At 62.1% G+C, this 14,856-nt stretch carries 13 protein-coding genes; 6 read left to right on the top strand and 7 right to left on the bottom strand.

All coding sequences use genetic code 11. The features are described from left to right. The first annotated feature begins 317 nt into the window (after positions 1–317). Positions 318–1,370: a tRNA dihydrouridine(20/20a) synthase DusA gene (gene dusA, locus C3F36_RS13360; protein WP_104455222.1), complete on the top strand. Its 1,053-nt coding sequence runs from the start codon at positions 318–320 to the stop codon at positions 1,368–1,370. A 232-nt stretch (positions 1,371–1,602) separates the two neighbouring features. Here the strand turns inward: dusA and C3F36_RS13350 are convergent, their stop codons facing one another. Both C3F36_RS13350 and hupA read right to left on the bottom strand, forming a co-directional pair. Then, on the bottom strand, positions 1,603–2,028 hold the full coding sequence (locus C3F36_RS13350) for a hypothetical protein (protein WP_029313758.1): 426 nt from the start codon (positions 2,026–2,028) through the stop codon (positions 1,603–1,605). Between the two features lie 113 nt (positions 2,029–2,141). Beyond that, positions 2,142–2,414 carry a nucleoid-associated protein HU-alpha gene (gene hupA / locus C3F36_RS13345; RefSeq protein WP_005305063.1) on the bottom strand — a complete coding sequence of 91 codons (273 nt, stop codon included), beginning with the start codon at positions 2,412–2,414 and terminating at the stop codon, positions 2,142–2,144. A 338-nt stretch (positions 2,415–2,752) separates the two neighbouring features. Between hupA and C3F36_RS13340 the strand changes: the two genes are divergently transcribed. Continuing rightward, positions 2,753–3,235, top strand: a complete 483-nt coding sequence (locus C3F36_RS13340; protein ID WP_029313757.1) for an Rsd/AlgQ family anti-sigma factor — start codon at positions 2,753–2,755, stop codon at positions 3,233–3,235. A 102-nt stretch (positions 3,236–3,337) separates the two neighbouring features. Beyond that, on the top strand, positions 3,338–3,724 hold the full coding sequence (locus C3F36_RS13335) for a PilZ domain-containing protein (RefSeq protein ID WP_029313755.1): 387 nt from the start codon (positions 3,338–3,340) through the stop codon (positions 3,722–3,724). 53 nt (positions 3,725–3,777) lie between these two features. Here C3F36_RS13335 and radA read toward each other — a convergent pair whose 3' ends face one another. Next, a complete protein-coding gene (radA, locus tag C3F36_RS13330) occupies positions 3,778–5,142 on the bottom strand; it encodes a DNA repair protein RadA (RefSeq protein ID WP_010673036.1) in 1,365 nt (454 codons plus the stop codon). A 100-nt stretch (positions 5,143–5,242) separates the two neighbouring features. Between radA and C3F36_RS13325 the strand changes: the two genes are divergently transcribed. Continuing rightward, positions 5,243–7,618: a PilZ domain-containing protein gene (locus C3F36_RS13325; RefSeq protein WP_104455221.1), complete on the top strand. Its 2,376-nt coding sequence runs from the start codon at positions 5,243–5,245 to the stop codon at positions 7,616–7,618. 56 nt (positions 7,619–7,674) lie between these two features. Here the strand turns inward: C3F36_RS13325 and C3F36_RS13320 are convergent, their stop codons facing one another. Together C3F36_RS13320 and serB are read right to left on the bottom strand one after the other, a co-directional pair. Then, the gene (locus C3F36_RS13320) at positions 7,675–8,580 is read right to left on the bottom strand and encodes an alpha/beta fold hydrolase (protein ID WP_103260861.1); all 906 of its coding nucleotides are present in this window, start codon (positions 8,578–8,580) and stop codon (positions 7,675–7,677) included. A 28-nt stretch (positions 8,581–8,608) separates the two neighbouring features. Beyond that, the gene (serB, locus tag C3F36_RS13315) at positions 8,609–9,613 is read right to left on the bottom strand and encodes a phosphoserine phosphatase SerB (RefSeq protein ID WP_104455220.1); all 1,005 of its coding nucleotides are present in this window, start codon (positions 9,611–9,613) and stop codon (positions 8,609–8,611) included. Between the two features lie 193 nt (positions 9,614–9,806). Here serB and C3F36_RS13310 point away from each other — a divergent pair, with 193 nt between their 5' ends. Both C3F36_RS13310 and C3F36_RS13305 read left to right on the top strand, forming a co-directional pair. Beyond that, the gene (locus C3F36_RS13310; RefSeq protein ID WP_010673032.1) at positions 9,807–10,415 is read left to right on the top strand and encodes an AhpA/YtjB family protein; all 609 of its coding nucleotides are present in this window, start codon (positions 9,807–9,809) and stop codon (positions 10,413–10,415) included. 65 nt (positions 10,416–10,480) lie between these two features. After that, positions 10,481–12,727 carry a sensor domain-containing diguanylate cyclase gene (locus C3F36_RS13305; RefSeq protein WP_104455219.1) on the top strand — a complete coding sequence of 749 codons (2,247 nt, stop codon included), beginning with the start codon at positions 10,481–10,483 and terminating at the stop codon, positions 12,725–12,727. A gap of 64 nt (positions 12,728–12,791) precedes the next feature. On the opposite strand, the gene deoD is transcribed toward C3F36_RS13305, so the two are convergent. Both deoD and C3F36_RS13295 read right to left on the bottom strand, forming a co-directional pair. Beyond that, positions 12,792–13,508 (bottom strand): purine-nucleoside phosphorylase, encoded by a 717-nt coding sequence (deoD, locus tag C3F36_RS13300; RefSeq protein ID WP_005341325.1) that lies wholly within the window; start codon positions 13,506–13,508, stop codon positions 12,792–12,794. Positions 13,509–13,641: 133 nt separating this feature from the next. Then, on the bottom strand, positions 13,642–14,850 hold the full coding sequence (locus C3F36_RS13295; RefSeq protein WP_104455218.1) for a phosphopentomutase: 1,209 nt from the start codon (positions 14,848–14,850) through the stop codon (positions 13,642–13,644). Positions 14,851–14,856: the final 6 nt, after the last annotated feature.

The following is a 14,856-nucleotide window of genomic DNA, read 5'->3' as shown; positions in this document are numbered from 1 at the left end:
ACCCTGTTCCATGGCTCCAGATGACAAACATGATCTCATATCAGGGACTTGTTCGCACCTTCCCTATCATCGCCACCATCTGCATTCCCCAGCTCTTGGCGTCGGACTGTCTGCCAAAGGTTCGGGATTCTCGGTATACTACCTCTTCGCCTTTATGTTCCCTGACGGTAGAGCGATAGCGTAACTCGCCTTTGCTGGTCTTACGTTTTTCTATTGTGTAGCCGGCCATAGATACCTCGTGGAGTACACCTGCCCCATGAAATGGTGGGGCAGATATGGGGCAGGTTCAATCAACAAATGTCTGGAAACACCCGCAAATGACTCAGAAACAAATCAGTGAAAATCCCGTGAAATCAGGCTCTGAGGCCATATCTGGCAAGCCTGCCCACCGCCAGACATTCTCGATTGCCCCCATGCTGGACTGGACTGATCGGCATTGCCGTTATTTCCACCGTCTGATGACCCGCCAGACCCTGCTCTATACCGAGATGGTGACCACGGGCGCCATCATCCACGGCAAGGGCGACTATCTGGGCTACAGCGAGCAGGAACACCCTCTCTCCCTGCAACTGGGTGGCAGCAACCCGGCAGACCTGGCCCGCTGCGCCAGGCTCGCCGAGGAGCGCGGCTATGACGAGGTCAACCTCAACGTCGGCTGCCCTTCCGATCGGGTGCAAAACGGCCGTTTCGGCGCCTGCCTCATGGGCGAACCCGCGCTGGTGGCTGATTGCGTCAAGGCGATGCGCGACGTGGTCGACATTCCGGTCACCGTGAAGACCCGTATCGGCATCGACGAGCAAGACTCCTACGAGTTCTTGCAGGCCTTCATCGAGCAGGTTAGGGACGCCGGTTGCGATACCTTCATCGTCCATGCCCGCAAGGCCTGGCTGAGCGGCTTGAGTCCGAAAGAGAACCGCGAGATCCCGCCCCTCGATTATCCTCGCGTCTACCAGGTCAAGCAGGATTACCCGGATCTGACCATTGCCATCAACGGCGGGGTGACCAGTCTGGAACAGACTCTTGAACATCTGCAGCACCTCGACGGGGTCATGATGGGCCGCGAAGCCTACCAGAATCCCTACATTCTGGCCCAGGTGGACAATCTGGTGTTCGGCGGGAACCATGCCGTGCCAAGCCGCCACGAGGTGGTGCGGATGATGCTGCCCTACATCGAACAGGAGCTGGCCAAGGGCAACTACCTCTCCCACATGACCCGCCACATGCTGGGGTTGTTCCAGAACATGCAGGGGGCGCGCGCCTGGCGTCGCCATCTGAGCGAGAATGCCTGCAAACCGGGGGCCGACATTCAAGTGGTGCTGGACGCCATGGCCAAGGTGCCGGAGTTCGCGCCGGCCGACGCGGTGGAGTGATCATGTACCGCTTCACCGGATCCTGGCTGCACAAGGCCTGGTGCGTCTGTGCGCCGGCCTGCTCACCATTCTCGGCATCAAGCTCAGCGCCTTCTATTTCATCGGGCTGCTGATCGTGCTGGGGCTGCACCGGGACCAAATCCTGGGCTGAACGCCACCTCTCCCGAACAAGAAAAAGCCGGCCCCCTGCGCCGGCTTTTTTGTCACCACGAAGGCGACCCGACAGTCTGGCTTACTCCTCCTGAACCATGAACTGGAGTTCAGGGGGAGAAGAGGTCAGCACATCGGCGCAGTAATCCCAGGTCGAGATGCGGTAGTGCTGCAAATCTTCATCCAGGTGCAGCCCATCGGATTCCTGATGGAACCAGCTGGCGAAACGGGACGGGGTGATGAGCTGGATCTGCTCCTCGATGACGTGGCTGTCACGCCCCTCCGCCAGATCGCAATCCTCCATCACCCGCACCGCGAAGATGTGGCGAAAACTCACCCGGCACAGGGGCAACGGAGGCAGATCGATGCTGCGAGCACGCCCCAACATGACGGTCAGGGTGTCGCTCCAGATATCCTGGTGCAGTTCGGCCACGACCAGGCCGGGAGGGAGTTGACGAGAGGGAGCCCAGGGGACGGCTACCTGCCGAATGGCATTTTTCTGTTCCATATCCACCTCGCTACAGCGCATGCCATATCCTGAGTGTATCTGAAACAAATTTTGACGAAGATGGCAAGAAAAAACCCGGCACAAGCCGGGTTTCATTTGATTACAAGACGACCTTATTTGACGGCGTCTTTCAGCGCCTTGCCAGCCACGAAGGACGGCACATTGGCAGCTGCAATCTGGATCTCTTTACCGGTTTGCGGGTTGCGACCGGTACGGCCCGCGCGATGGTTGACCTTGAAGGTACCAAAACCCACCAACTGAACGGCATCGCCCTCTTTCAGGCTCTGGGTAATACCATTGATGATCTCTTCCAGAGCGACTTTGGCCTGAGCTTTGCTCAGGTCTGCTTTGGCGGCAATTGCATCGACAAGTTGAGCTTTGTTCATAACATTTCCTTTATGATCGGGCATTTAGCACCGGGCCACTCTATTCAAAAAAAAACACTCAGGCAAAGGCTTTATCAGCCGGATTGGCTTGAATGCTGGGGTTTTCATCAAGATCTGCGGAAATAGTCACATATATCGCCCCCTTGTCCCCTGGATGGGCGACAGGATGCGAAGTACAGGTGGGGAGAGGCATGCAAATCCCCGCCTGATGTAACAATATCCCTACACTCCTATTGACGGTCAACTGGATTTTCCCTAGTTATAGGAGTGTCGTCAGTCGATGAGAATGACCGGAGGCGTGCGACGCGAGTGCCGCATGCCATACCCATGGAGGGACTATGTTAACTGAACTGGAAAAAACCAAGCGCGCACTGGCAGGCAAGCACAGAGCAATAGATGACTGGCTGGATGCCAGACAGGCGTTGCTGGTCGAGTACATGCGACTGGCAGGCCTCATGCCCGCCAAGTGCAAGCAACGCACCCTCCCAGGTCACGTCGAACTGCAACGTTTTTGCGAACAACTGGTCGATTACGTCAGCGCAGGCCATTTCGAGATCTACAACCACGTCGTCACCGCCTTTGAGCAAGCCAGCGGCGACAAACTGGAGCTGGCCAAGCGCATCTACCCCCATATCCGTGCCTGTACCGAATTCGCGTTGGAGTTCAACGACAAGTACAGCAACGCCGACGAAGCCCAGTTGCTGCAACTGGACGAGGATCTGAACCAACTCGGCCCCGTGCTGGAGGACAGGTTCAAACAGGAGGATCGGCTGGTCAAGGCGCTGCAGGTGGTGGAATCCCTCAGCCATCAGCAGGTCTGATATTCAATATCGGAGCCAGTTCAATATCCTGGCGTGCCAGCTGGATTACACTCTGCAACATGAAGAATGAGCATCTTGCTCGCACGCAGACCGGAGACGACCATGGCCGAGCGCCGCCACTTTACTCGGATTTTCTATTTGACCGCCGCCAAGCTCACCCAGGGTGAACACCAGTGGCGCACCCAGCTGGTCGATGTCTCCCTGCAGGGAGCCCTGCTGCTCAGACCCGAGGATTGGGTCGCCAGCGAGGACAAGGAGTACGAAATCTGCTTCGTGCTCGGGGGCAGCGACATCGAGATCAAGATGCAGGTCGAGCTGACCCACGAAGCCAGCAAGAAGCTGGGGTTTTACTGCCACCACATCGACATCGACAGCGCCACTCACCTCAAGCGGATGATCGAGCTGAACATCGGAGAGGAGCAACTGCTCCATCGCGAGCTGGAGCAGTTGCTGCAAGAGCACCGAGACCACGTCCCCCCCGAATCCTGAGCGGGCGGGCAGAAAAACAAAGGAGCGTTCATACGCTCCTTTTTCATGGTTGGTTACAGGGCCTCGAGGGCATCGGAGAGTTTCTTCACCGGCACCACCTCCATCCCCTCGATGGGATGTTTGGGCGCATTGGCATGCGGGACGATGGCTCGGCGGAAACCGTGCTTGGCCGCCTCCTGCAGTCGCTCCTGACCCGAGGGCACGGGCCGTATCTCGCCGGAGAGTCCCACCTCACCAAAGACCACCAGATCCTTGGGCAGGGCCTGATCCCGGAAGCTCGACACCATGGCCAGCAGCAGCGCCAGATCCGCGCTGGTCTCCTCGACTTTGACGCCACCCACCACGTTGATGAACACATCCTGATCCGCCATCTGCAACCCGCCGTGACGATGCAGCACCGCCAGCAGCATGGCGAGACGGTTGTGGTCCATCCCCACCGCCACCCGGCGCGGATTGGAGAGCTGGGAGTAATCCACCAGCGCCTGCAACTCCACCAGCAGGGGGCGCGTGCCTTCCCAGATCACCATGACGATTGAGCCCGGAGCCTGCTCCTCCCCGCGGCTGAGGAAAATCGCGGAAGGGTTGCTCACCTCCTTCATTCCCTGCCCGGTCATGGCGAAGACCCCCAGTTCGTTGACCGCACCGAAGCGGTTCTTGTGGGAGCGCAGGGTGCGAAAACGCGAGTCGTGCCCGCCATCCAGCAGCACGGAGCAGTCGATACAGTGCTCCAGCACCTTGGGACCCGCCAAAGTGCCGTCCTTGGTGACGTGGCCCACCATGAAGATGGCCACATGATTCTGCTTGGCATAGCGTGTCAGCAGCGCCGCCGACTCCCGCACCTGGGAGACGGACCCCGGCGCAGACTGCACATCCGCCACGTGCATCACCTGGATGGAGTCGATGACCATGATCTGAGGTTGCTCCTGCTGGGCGATGAGGCAGATCTGCTCGACGCTGGTCTCGGACAACATGCGCAGCTTGTCCGTGGGTAGACCCAGCCGACCGGCCCGCATCGCCACCTGTTGCAGTGATTCCTCACCGGTCACATAGAGGGTCTTCATGCGCTGCGCCAGGCCGCACATGGTCTGCAGCAACAGGGTCGACTTGCCGGCCCCGGGGTTGCCGCCGATGAGAATGGCCGAACCGGGGACCACGCCGCCACCGAGTACGCGGTCCAGCTCCTTGAAGCCCGAGCTGAAACGGGGGATCTCCGTGGTGGCGATCTCCGCCAGGGTCTGCACCTGGCTGCCGACGGCGCCCGCATAACCGGTATAACGAGCGCTCTTGCCGGGTGTCGTCACCCCCAGTCGCACCTCGGTGATGGTGTTCCACTCCTTGCACTCGCTGCACTGGCCTTGCCAGCGGGTGAAGTCGGCTCCACATTCGGAACAAACATAGGCGGTTTTGTTTTTGGCCATGGATAACTCGGGGACAGGATGAATTCCTGCTTGATATACTTGTTTGCGACCGGCAGATCAAACCCAGAATCGGAAAAGTGACTTTCCGCGGCAGGAATACATGGATTCAGAACAACCACTACATCTGATAGAACAACTTGTCCCCCTGCTCCGGGAAAAGGACTTCGACGAAATCTTCAACCGTCTGACCCAGAACGAAAATACCAACAGCCGGTTCCTGCTGAAGATGGAACTCAAACGCAAGTGCACCCCCTGTCGGCGCGTCATCGACATGCGCAACGAGCTGGGCACCCTCTGTCAGGTGCATGAGTTCGACGGGGTGACCCACTTCATGCCCGCCGAGGCCATCGAGCTGTTTCAATCCCAGTGCTACCTCTACCGGGACAGCTACACCCTGGGGGTCTACGAGGCGCTGCAAGCCTGGTACAAACTCAACCAGGGGCGCAGCGACAATCTGGCACTGCCCATCAGCCCGTTTCGTCCGTTCGATGTCAGTGCCATCCCCTTCGCCAGCCATTACGGGCGACAGGAAGAGCGCATGCACTTCAGCTCTCCCATGGTGCTCCAGCTCGCCAACGGCGAGAAGATCCTCGCCAAGAGCTCCGACATCTCCCTCGGCGGCATCCGGGTATCCGTGCCCTATCTGCCCGACTACCAGACAGGCGACCTGATAGCCGTCTTCTTCACCGGACTGGAACGCGATCATCCCCATCCCCTGCTGCGTGACCCCGTCAGCTACCAGATCCTGGGGGAGGAGAGAAAAGAGGACAAATTCTGGCTCAGGCTGCTCAAGAACGGCGAGCATCCGGTGTTCGACGAGTTCCTGCGCGACTTCATCGAGCGCAACCGCAGCCGCTATCGCGTCAGCGTCGACTACCTGCTCTCCGCCGCAGTCATCAAGGGGTATGAGCAGTTCTATCTGCCGCGCATGACCGGCATGCCCCTCTATTTCGGCAAGGGCAGCATCCCCGCCCTCGAGATCGCCCTGCGCACCGAGAACAACCAGCACATTCTCGAATACTGGCGCGACGCCAAGAACCGCGACATGCTCGCCAGCCTCTTCACCGCTGCCCGCATGCCCTCGTTGCTCCCGGGCAAAGAGGGGCTGCGCGAGACGCTGATCTACAGCTTTACCCATGCGGTACGCAGCCACCTCTACTTCTTCTCCGCGACCCGGGAGGAGCTGGAACAGAGCGGACTGACCGCGCTCTTCTTCCAGATCGGCGCCCGCCGCCCCAGCTGGCGGGTATACAAGTTCAGCATGGAAGCCAGCACCCTGCGGGAGGCCGACCTCGACAACCCCCAGGGCGGGGCGAGCCAGTTGCAGGACAGGCTGCTGCGCGAGCGCCTGGCCCAGCTCGGATACGTGGGCATGCTGCAGGAGATAAACCTGGACAACCAGCGCGACGAGTTCCAGCGAGAGACGGGTCAGGAGCCGCTCAACGCCAACGCCTTGCAGCGCTTTGGCCATGACATCCATGCCGCCCCCTTCGAGATAGAGACGCTGCACTATGTGCAACTGCGCAAGGAGGCGCGCTACATGCACAAGACGGCCATCGTCTTGCATCACAAGGAGCGATCCTGGGTCGGCTGGACCCGAGACATCTCGGCCCACGGCATGCAAATCGAGCTGGAGGAGCCGTTCGACGGGGAGAAGGGAGGCATCATCACGGTGGCTCTGCCCCGCTTGCAGGAACTCGCCAGGAACATGGACCTGCAACGCCTGCCCTATCGGCTGGTCAGCCTCAACCTGAGCAGAACCGTGCTGCATCTGTGCATCGAGGGGACGGCCGAGCGCCATACCGGCCACCAGTTCTTCAGCCTGCTGATCGAAAGCAACCAGAACAAGCTCAAAACCACCCGGGAGTTCAATCGCTATCGCGGCATGGCCAGGGCGCTGCGCAACCTCTACACCCACCACCTGTTCAACACCCCCGTCTATGTGAACAAGCTCAAGGCCGCCCCGAAACTGGCCGCGGCCGGCCTCTCGCCACAACCACGCAGCCTTTCCCGTCTGCTGCGCATCTGTGCCGAGCAGGATCAGCAGTTGAACCTGTATCCCCTGTTCCAGGGGGCACTGCTCAAGGCCCTGCTGCTCAATCCCCTGCGCGCCATCGAGCGGGAAGACAAGCCGGAAGAGGAGGAGGTCTACATCGCCGCCCTCCACTCCCAGGGGGGAACACCCCTGTTTCGCAGCCACCTGGCCAGCAGCTTCAGCTCACCGGATCAAAAGCGCCGCTTCATCGAGCTGGCCCGGCAACAGGGCGAGTTCTATTCGGTACTGGTGGGTATTTCGCGCACCGGCCGCCCGGACACCAGCTTCATCGCGGGTGAACTGGACTACATCGCCAAGTTCGCCATTCACAAGGCCAAGAAGCTGGAAGAGGAGCTCTGGAGTGTCGTGGGCGTGGGTGAACTGACCGATACCACCGAGGCGACCCTGTTCCGCCTTGGCATACCATCCGGGCCCCGCTAGCCAGCAGGGCAGGGAGACAACAAAAAACGGGCACGCAAGTGCCCGTTTTTTGTCTATCAGGCAGCCTGGGGGTTGCGCAGCCAGGCGAGGATGTCGGGGAAGTGATCCTCCTGTGCCTGGGGCGCCGTCAGCATGTTGATGTGGTCGTAATCGAGCCGGTTGCCGTTGTCCCGCCCAAGGCGGGTGTGGCGGGCGGCCGAGCCCATCTCGTCGCTGAAGCGGCGCACGTCGACGGGGTGGCCAAGTACCTTGTCAGCCTTGGCGGAGATCATCCAAAGCGGGGGCCAGTTGACCCGGCTCGCCGCCTCGTCATAGGCGAAACCGTCAAAGGGATCCTGCCAGGGCCCGCACTTGACCCAGGGGATGGTCTCCTGCAGGTAGCGCAGGGGCTCATCATCGGCCCCTATCTTCAACCGGCGGGCGGCCAGAAACCCCTGGCGGCGCGCCAGCCAGGGGGCGAGCCGGTTCCAGATCAGATCCACCTTCAACCAGCGCTCCGGGTTCTGCACCGAGACCCCCCGCTTGGTGCCGAAGAACACCAGGCTGGCAACCTGCTCCGCCAGCTCGGGGAAGCGCACCAGGGTCGAGGCCATGATGACGCCGCCCCAGGAGTGGGCCATCCAGTGCACCCGGGCACCGGCATGGCGGGTCGATACCCAGCGCTGCAAGGCGGGCAGATCCTCGGTGATCAGCTCATGCTGGCCGTGGCCGGCCCGCTCGGCGATGGTCGGTGTGCTCAGACCCCGACCACGCAGATCCGCCACATAGACCTGATACCCGTGGCGAGCCAGAAAGCAGGCCAGCCCCTTGCCCGATTCGGTGTAGAAGATGCGGCCGTTCTCGATGGCCCCGTGCACCATCAGGATGGGGTCGGCATGCACCGCGACACCGGGCTGGATATGGCGCACATGGAGTCGATGCTCACCGCAGGGGACAAACAGGGATTGCTGTAACAGTTCCATCTCGTGATCGGCTCCTCCTTGAGCGGGATCAGCACCAGCGTCGGTCGCGACAAGCCAGGGCGCCGAGCAGGCAGAGCACCCCTTCCAGATCGTGGTGATTGAGGGTCGCCGCCGCCTGGGCACGAACCAGGGGTTTGGCATGAATGGCAATGCCAAGCCCCGCCACCCCCATCATCTTGAGATCGTTGGCACCATCGCCGACCGCGACCGTCTGGGATGCAACCACCCCGTACTCCGAGGCCAGCTGTTGCAGTGCCTCGGCCTTGGCGGCGGCATCGACGATGGGGCCGCTCACCTTGCCGATCAGCAAGCCCCCTTCCACCGCCAGCTCGTTGGCGAAAATGGCATCCAGACCCAGAGCACGCTGCAACTCGCCGGCAAAGCGGGTGAAGCCACCGGAGGCGATCGCCACCTTCCAGCCAGCCTGCTTGAGGGTATCGACCATGAGTGGCAGGCCCGGCATCCAGGGCATGTCGGCCGCCACCTCGTCGAGGATGGTGACCGACGCCCCTTCCAGCAGCGCCACCCGGGCACGCAGACTGTCGGCAAACTCCAGCTTGCCCTGCATGGCCGCCGCGGTAACGGCCGCCACCTGCTCACCGACCCCGGCCAGCCGCGCGATTTCGTCGATGCACTCTATCCTGATCGCGGTGGAATCCATGTCCATCACCAGCAGACCGGGCTCACTCAGGGTGGGCAGGGCGGCCAGATGACACAGGTCGATGTCCCACTCCTGGGCTTTGAGCGCCTGCACCAGCTCGGGGGAGAAGCGGTTGGTGCCAAGCAGCAGCAGTGGAATACCGGCCTGCTCCCCTGCGGGATAGAGGCTTGACTCAAGCCCCAGGGCATCCAGCTGCTGGGCCAGGCGGGCCAGATGACCGGCCTCCAGCCCCTTGCCAAACAGGACAATCCAGGCGCTGTCGTGGGCGTTGGCCGCGGGCAGCAGGGCTTCGTTGGTGAGCTGCCAGCAGGGAGCACAGCTCAGGGCCCCGGACCAGTCGTGCAGGGAGCGGGGAAGTTGGGACAACAACATAAGAGAGACGCCTTCCTTGGAAATCATGGGGTTCATCATGCGGGCCCAGAGTAGCGTATTGCTTTTTGTACAGGCAAGCGCCAAGATCCCGCCTGCGGTGCGGGCAGACATGGAAACAGACCCCCCAGTTTCCCGCTTCGCGACACCGGGGCACCAGCCAGCCCCGCTCATCCATTACCAGAGGCCCGGTTCTGTGCGTCATCTTCCCATCAAACGTGTTGTCAGCCTGGCGGCGGGAGTCCTGCTCGGTCTCTGGGTGCTGGTGCTGCTCATTCACATGCAGGGAGAGAGCCAGGCCGCCCTGCACGCGGCGGCACGGGACAGAGCACAGGCGCTGGTCGCCTATGCCGCCCGGGACATGCGCCGCTGGATCAAGGAGGACAAGGAGAGCGAACTGGAGAGACTGGCGCAGGATCTGGCCGCCGAGCCTGACATTCTGGATGTCACCCTCTATGACGCCCGCGGTATTCCCCTCGCCCAGTCGGACAACGCCCTGCCGCTGGACAGTCTGCTGCCCATCGGCAGCGACAACAAATCCCTGCCGGAGCAGGGCAAGGGGCGCATCCAGTTCGTCCAGGAGATCCAGGACGGAAACCTGACCCTGGGCTATCTGAGGATCACCCTGGAAGAGCAGAAACTGCTGGCCGCACAAGATACCCATCTCAAGGTCAACCAGGAGAAACAGCGCCTGATGCTGCTGGTGATGCTGCTGGCCGGCCTGCTCATCTCCTACGGGGTGCGTCGCAACTACATGCGGGTGCGCAAGCACAAGAAACAGAGCAAACCCGCCGCTCCGCAATAAGCGGGAGTGGATCACATCCTCCGGCTTGTATATAACACTGGCAAGATCACTGGCAGGAGAGCCACATGATTGCCCCCCCCTTGCCGCTGGATGAACACAGTCGACTGGAACGACTGCGCATCCTCGGCCTGCTCGACCACGAGCCCATCGATCAGCTTGATCGCCTCACCCGGCTCATCACCCGCCATTTCGCACTCCCCATCGCCATGGTCTCCCTGACCGACGTGAACAGGCAGTGGTTTCTCGCCCGCACCGGGGTCGATATGTGCGAGATCAACCGGGAGCACTCCTTCTGCGGTCATGCCATTTTGCGCCCCGACATCATGCAGGTACCGGATGCCAGACGGGATCTCCGCTTTGCCGACAATCCGCTGGTGACCGATGATCCCGGTGTGGTCTTCTACGCCGGCCGCCCCCTGCGGGCGCTGGATGGCGTGGTGCTCGGCACCCTCTGCCTGGTGGACCATGTGCCGCGCCATCTCGACGAAGATGCCTGCCGGGATCTCGACGACTTCGGCCGCCTGGTGGAGAACACCCTGCACGATCTGGAGCGGCGCCACCAGGTGCGCACCCTCAACCAGGTGCTGGAAGACAAGGAGCATCTCTTCACCCTCACCTTCAACCAGTCGTCGGTGGGCATGGCCCTCTCCTCCCTCGAGGGGAAATGGTTGAGAGCCAACCCGGGGCTGGAGCGGCTGCTCGGTTACAGCGAGCATGAGATGCTGAGCCGGACCTGGCTCGCCATGACCCATCCCGAAGATCTGCAACGGGAGCAGCCCCTGTTCGATGCCCTGATCGCGGGGCAACGGCAGGATTACCGGCTGGAGAAGCGGATGATCCGGGCCGATGGTACCCAGTGCTGGGTCCAGCTCAGCGTGACCCTCTGCCAGAGCCGCACCATGGCCCCCCACATGATCGCCGTGTTTGCCGACCTCACCGAGCGCAAACAGGCCGAAGCCGAACTCGTGCGGCTGCAGCAAGGGCTCGAGCAGCAGGTGCAGTCACGGACCCGGGAGCTCTCCCGCACGGTGGAACAGCTGCATCAGGAGATGCGCGAGCGCGGCGCCATGCAGCAGCAGCTGTGGCAGGAGCAGCGCCGCTTGCAGCACATGCTGGAGCACACCAGCAATGCCTTCCTCGAGCTCGATGCCGATTTTATCATCACAGGCTGGAACCCGGCCTCCACCACCCTGCTCGGCTGGCACGCCGACGAGATGCTGGGCCGCTCCCTCTCAGGGCTGCTTGGCGCCGATCACCCCCTGCTGAGCCTGTCAGGCAACCCGCAGAGTCCGCCACGGCGGCTGGAATGCGACATCATCACCCGCACAGGCCGGCACATCCCGGTCGAGGTGATCGCAGAGCGCTACCAGTTCGACGGCAAGGTGCGCCTCGCCCTCTTCCTGCATGACATCTCCGCCCGCCGCCAGGTGCTCGCGGAGATCGAGCGTGGCCGGGCCCGGCTGCGGGCCATCACCGATGGCCTGCCGGTCACCATCAGCATGGTGTCACCCGAGGGGCGTTACCTCTTCGCCAACCAGGCCTATTGCCGCTACTTCGGGCTCGATACCGAACAGATACGGGAGATGAGCGTGCGGGACGTCATCGGCGAGGAGGCCCACGACAGGGCCATGGCCTATGTGGCAAAGGCCCTCGCCGGTGAACAGGTGAGTTTCGAGCGCCGCTTCGATCTGCCCATAGGCCAGCGTGACCTCAGGATCACCATGATCCCGAGCCGGGGCGACGAGCCCGGGGTCTACATCCTCGGCAGCGACATCACCGAGTTCAAGGCGCTGCAAAGCCAGCTGGAACACGAGGCGGCTCACGACCCCCTCACCGGCCTGCCCAACCGGCGCGCCTTCACCCTGCGCCTCTCCCGGGAGCTGGAGCGGGTGCGCCAGAATGCCGAACCCCTGGGCCTGCTGTTCCTCGATCTCGACGGCTTCAAGGGGATCAACGACAGGCTGGGACACCACGTCGGCGATGCCCTGTTGCAACGCTTCGCCCAGGTGCTGAGTGCCGAGGTGCGCCCGGGGGACATGGTGGCGCGCCTGGCCGGCGACGAGTTCACCATCATACTGCCCGCCCTGCGCCAGCCGGAACTGGAGCTGCCCGCCCTGTGCGAGCGGCTGCTGGCGGCCATGGCGGTTCCTGGAGACGTGGCCGGTCACCGGCTGCCCCTTGCCGGCAGCATAGGAGGCGCCCTCTGCCACTCGGGCCAGTATTGTCACATCGACGATCTGCTGCACCGGGCCGATGCCGCCATGTACCGGGCCAAGCAGTCGGGCAAGGGGCGCTTCGCCCTCGATCTCTGACCGTGCTTCGCAAAAATGCAAAACGGCGGCCCGAGGGCCGCCGTTTTTTTATGCGCGAGGGGGATCAGTTGTCACCCAGCAGGACGGAGTCCAGCGCGATTTCGATCATGTCGTTGAAGGTCAGCTGACGCTCTTCGGAGGTGGTCTGCTCACCAGTACGGATATGGTCGGAGACGGTGCAGATGGTCAGCGCCTTGGCACCGTACTCGGCGGCCACGCCATAGATACCGGCGGCTTCCATCTCGACACCCAGGATGCCGTATTTTTCCATGACGTCGAACATGGAGGGGTCCGGGGTGTAGAACAGATCGGCGGAGAAGATGTTGCCCACGCGCACGGCCACGCCCTTGTTCTTGGCGGCCTGAACGGCATTGGCCACCAGGTCGAAGTCGGCGATGGCGGCGAAGTCGTGGTCCTTGAAGCGCAGACGGTTCACTTTGGAGTCGGTGCAGGCACCCATGCCGATCACCACGTCACGCAGTTTCACGTCTTCACGCACGGCACCGCAGGAGCCCACGCGGATCAGGGTCTTCACGCCGTAGTCGGTGATCAGCTCTTTTGCGTAGATGGAGCAGGACGGGATGCCCATGCCGTGGCCCATGACGGAGATGCGACGACCCTTGTAGGTGCCGGTGAAACCGAACATGTTGCGCACGTCGCACACCTGCTCGACGTTCTCCAGGAAGGTTTCGGCGATGTACTTGGCACGCAGGGGGTCGCCCGGCATCAGCACGGTATCAGCAAAGGCGCCATCTTTCGCATTGATATGAGGAGTTGCCATTCTCTTTATTCCTTCACACTAGGTTGAGTTTTATTGTCTTTATGGATTGTCCGCTGCCTGCGCGGCGGCGGTACATTACAGGAAACCGGGGCCCAGTGGCACCCCGGGCAGGCGAACCGGCCCGGGGTCACCATCACAGGAAGCTGGTACCGTATTGCAGCTTGGGCAGGCCGTGGTAGGCCGCGATGCTCTGGCCGATGTCGGCGAAGGTCTCGCGACGACCGACGGAGCCCGCCTTGACCGGCTTGCCGTAGAACAGTACCGGAATGTATTCGCGGGTGTGGTCGGTACCGCTCCAGGTCGGGTCACAGCCGTGGTCGGCGGTCAGCACCACCACGTCGCCATCCTGCAGCAGGTCGAACAGCTCCGGCAGGCGGGAGTCGAAGTACTCCAGCGCATCGGCGTAGCCCTTGACGTCACGGCGGTGACCGTAGGAGGAGTCGAAGTCCACGAAGTTGGTGAAGACGATGGTCTGGTCACCGGCCGCTTTCACCTCTTCCAGAGTCCTGTCCCACAGCTCGGTCAGACCGGTCCCCTTCACCTGCTTGGTGATGCCCTGCTGGGCATAGATGTCGGCGATCTTGCCGATGGAGACCACCTGGCCACCCGCTTCCTTCATGTAGTCCAGCACGGTCGGCGCCGGCGGCAGCACGGAGTAGTCGTGGCGGTTGCCGGTGCGCTTGAAGTTGCCCTTGCCGCTGCCCACGAACGGACGCGCGATGACGCGGCCGATGTTGTAGGGCTCCAGCAGCTCGCGCACGATGTGGCACAGCTCATAGAGCTTCTCGAGGCCATAGGTCTCTTCGTGGCAGGCGATCTGGAACACGGAGTCGGCGGAGGTGTAGAGGATCGGCTTGCCGGTGCGCATGTGCTCTTCGCCCAGATCGTCCAGCACCTGGGTGCCGGAGGCGTGGCAGTTGCCCAGATACCCGGGCAGACCGGCCTTCTCGACGATGGCATCCAGCAGCTCCTGCGGGAAGCTGTTGTGATGGTCGTGGAAATAACCCCACTCGAACAAGACGGGCACGCCGGCAATCTCCCAGTGACCGGACGGGGTGTCCTTGCCGGAGGAGAGCTCCTGGGCAAAGCCGTAGGCACCGATCACCTCGACATCCTTGTTCAGTCCGGCCGGGAAGGCGCCGCTGGCGAGTTCGCCCGCGTGGCCCAGACCCAGCTTGCTGAGGTTTGGCAGGTTGAGAGCGCCACGGCCCTCGATCTCACCGGCGGCGCACGCCTTGGCGATATGGCCAAGGGTATTGGCACCCACGTCGCCGAACTTGTCGGCATCGGCGGCAGCACCAATACCGAAAGAGTCCATCATCAGAATAAAGGTACGTTTCATGGGACT

It is taken from the genome of Aeromonas sp. ASNIH2, assembly GCF_002934795.1.
In the GTDB taxonomy this organism is placed as follows: Bacteria; Pseudomonadota; Gammaproteobacteria; order Enterobacterales; family Aeromonadaceae; genus Aeromonas; species Aeromonas caviae.
The sequence above is the reverse complement of the archived record's forward strand: the minus strand, read 5'-3'. Positions and strand labels throughout refer to the sequence as shown.

Bases quoted from the DNA above. Each gene is read 5' to 3' on its own strand.
- dusA (WP_104455222.1), top strand. From the start codon at position 318: ATGACTCAGAAACAAATCAGTGAAAATCCCGTGAAATCAGGCTCTGAG.
- C3F36_RS13350 (WP_029313758.1), bottom strand. From the start codon at position 2,028: ATGGAACAGAAAAATGCCATTCGGCAGGTAGCCGTCCCCTGGGCTCCC.
- hupA (WP_005305063.1), bottom strand. From the start codon at position 2,414: ATGAACAAAGCTCAACTTGTCGATGCAATTGCCGCCAAAGCAGACCTG.
- C3F36_RS13340 (WP_029313757.1), top strand. From the start codon at position 2,753: ATGTTAACTGAACTGGAAAAAACCAAGCGCGCACTGGCAGGCAAGCAC.
- C3F36_RS13335 (WP_029313755.1), top strand. From the start codon at position 3,338: ATGGCCGAGCGCCGCCACTTTACTCGGATTTTCTATTTGACCGCCGCC.
- radA (WP_010673036.1), bottom strand. From the start codon at position 5,142: ATGGCCAAAAACAAAACCGCCTATGTTTGTTCCGAATGTGGAGCCGAC.
- C3F36_RS13325 (WP_104455221.1), top strand. From the start codon at position 5,243: ATGGATTCAGAACAACCACTACATCTGATAGAACAACTTGTCCCCCTG.
- C3F36_RS13320 (WP_103260861.1), bottom strand. From the start codon at position 8,580: ATGGAACTGTTACAGCAATCCCTGTTTGTCCCCTGCGGTGAGCATCGA.
- serB (WP_104455220.1), bottom strand. From the start codon at position 9,613: ATGTTGTTGTCCCAACTTCCCCGCTCCCTGCACGACTGGTCCGGGGCC.
- C3F36_RS13305 (WP_104455219.1), top strand. From the start codon at position 10,481: ATGATTGCCCCCCCCTTGCCGCTGGATGAACACAGTCGACTGGAACGA.
- deoD (WP_005341325.1), bottom strand. From the start codon at position 13,508: ATGGCAACTCCTCATATCAATGCGAAAGATGGCGCCTTTGCTGATACC.
- C3F36_RS13295 (WP_104455218.1), bottom strand. From the start codon at position 14,850: ATGAAACGTACCTTTATTCTGATGATGGACTCTTTCGGTATTGGTGCT.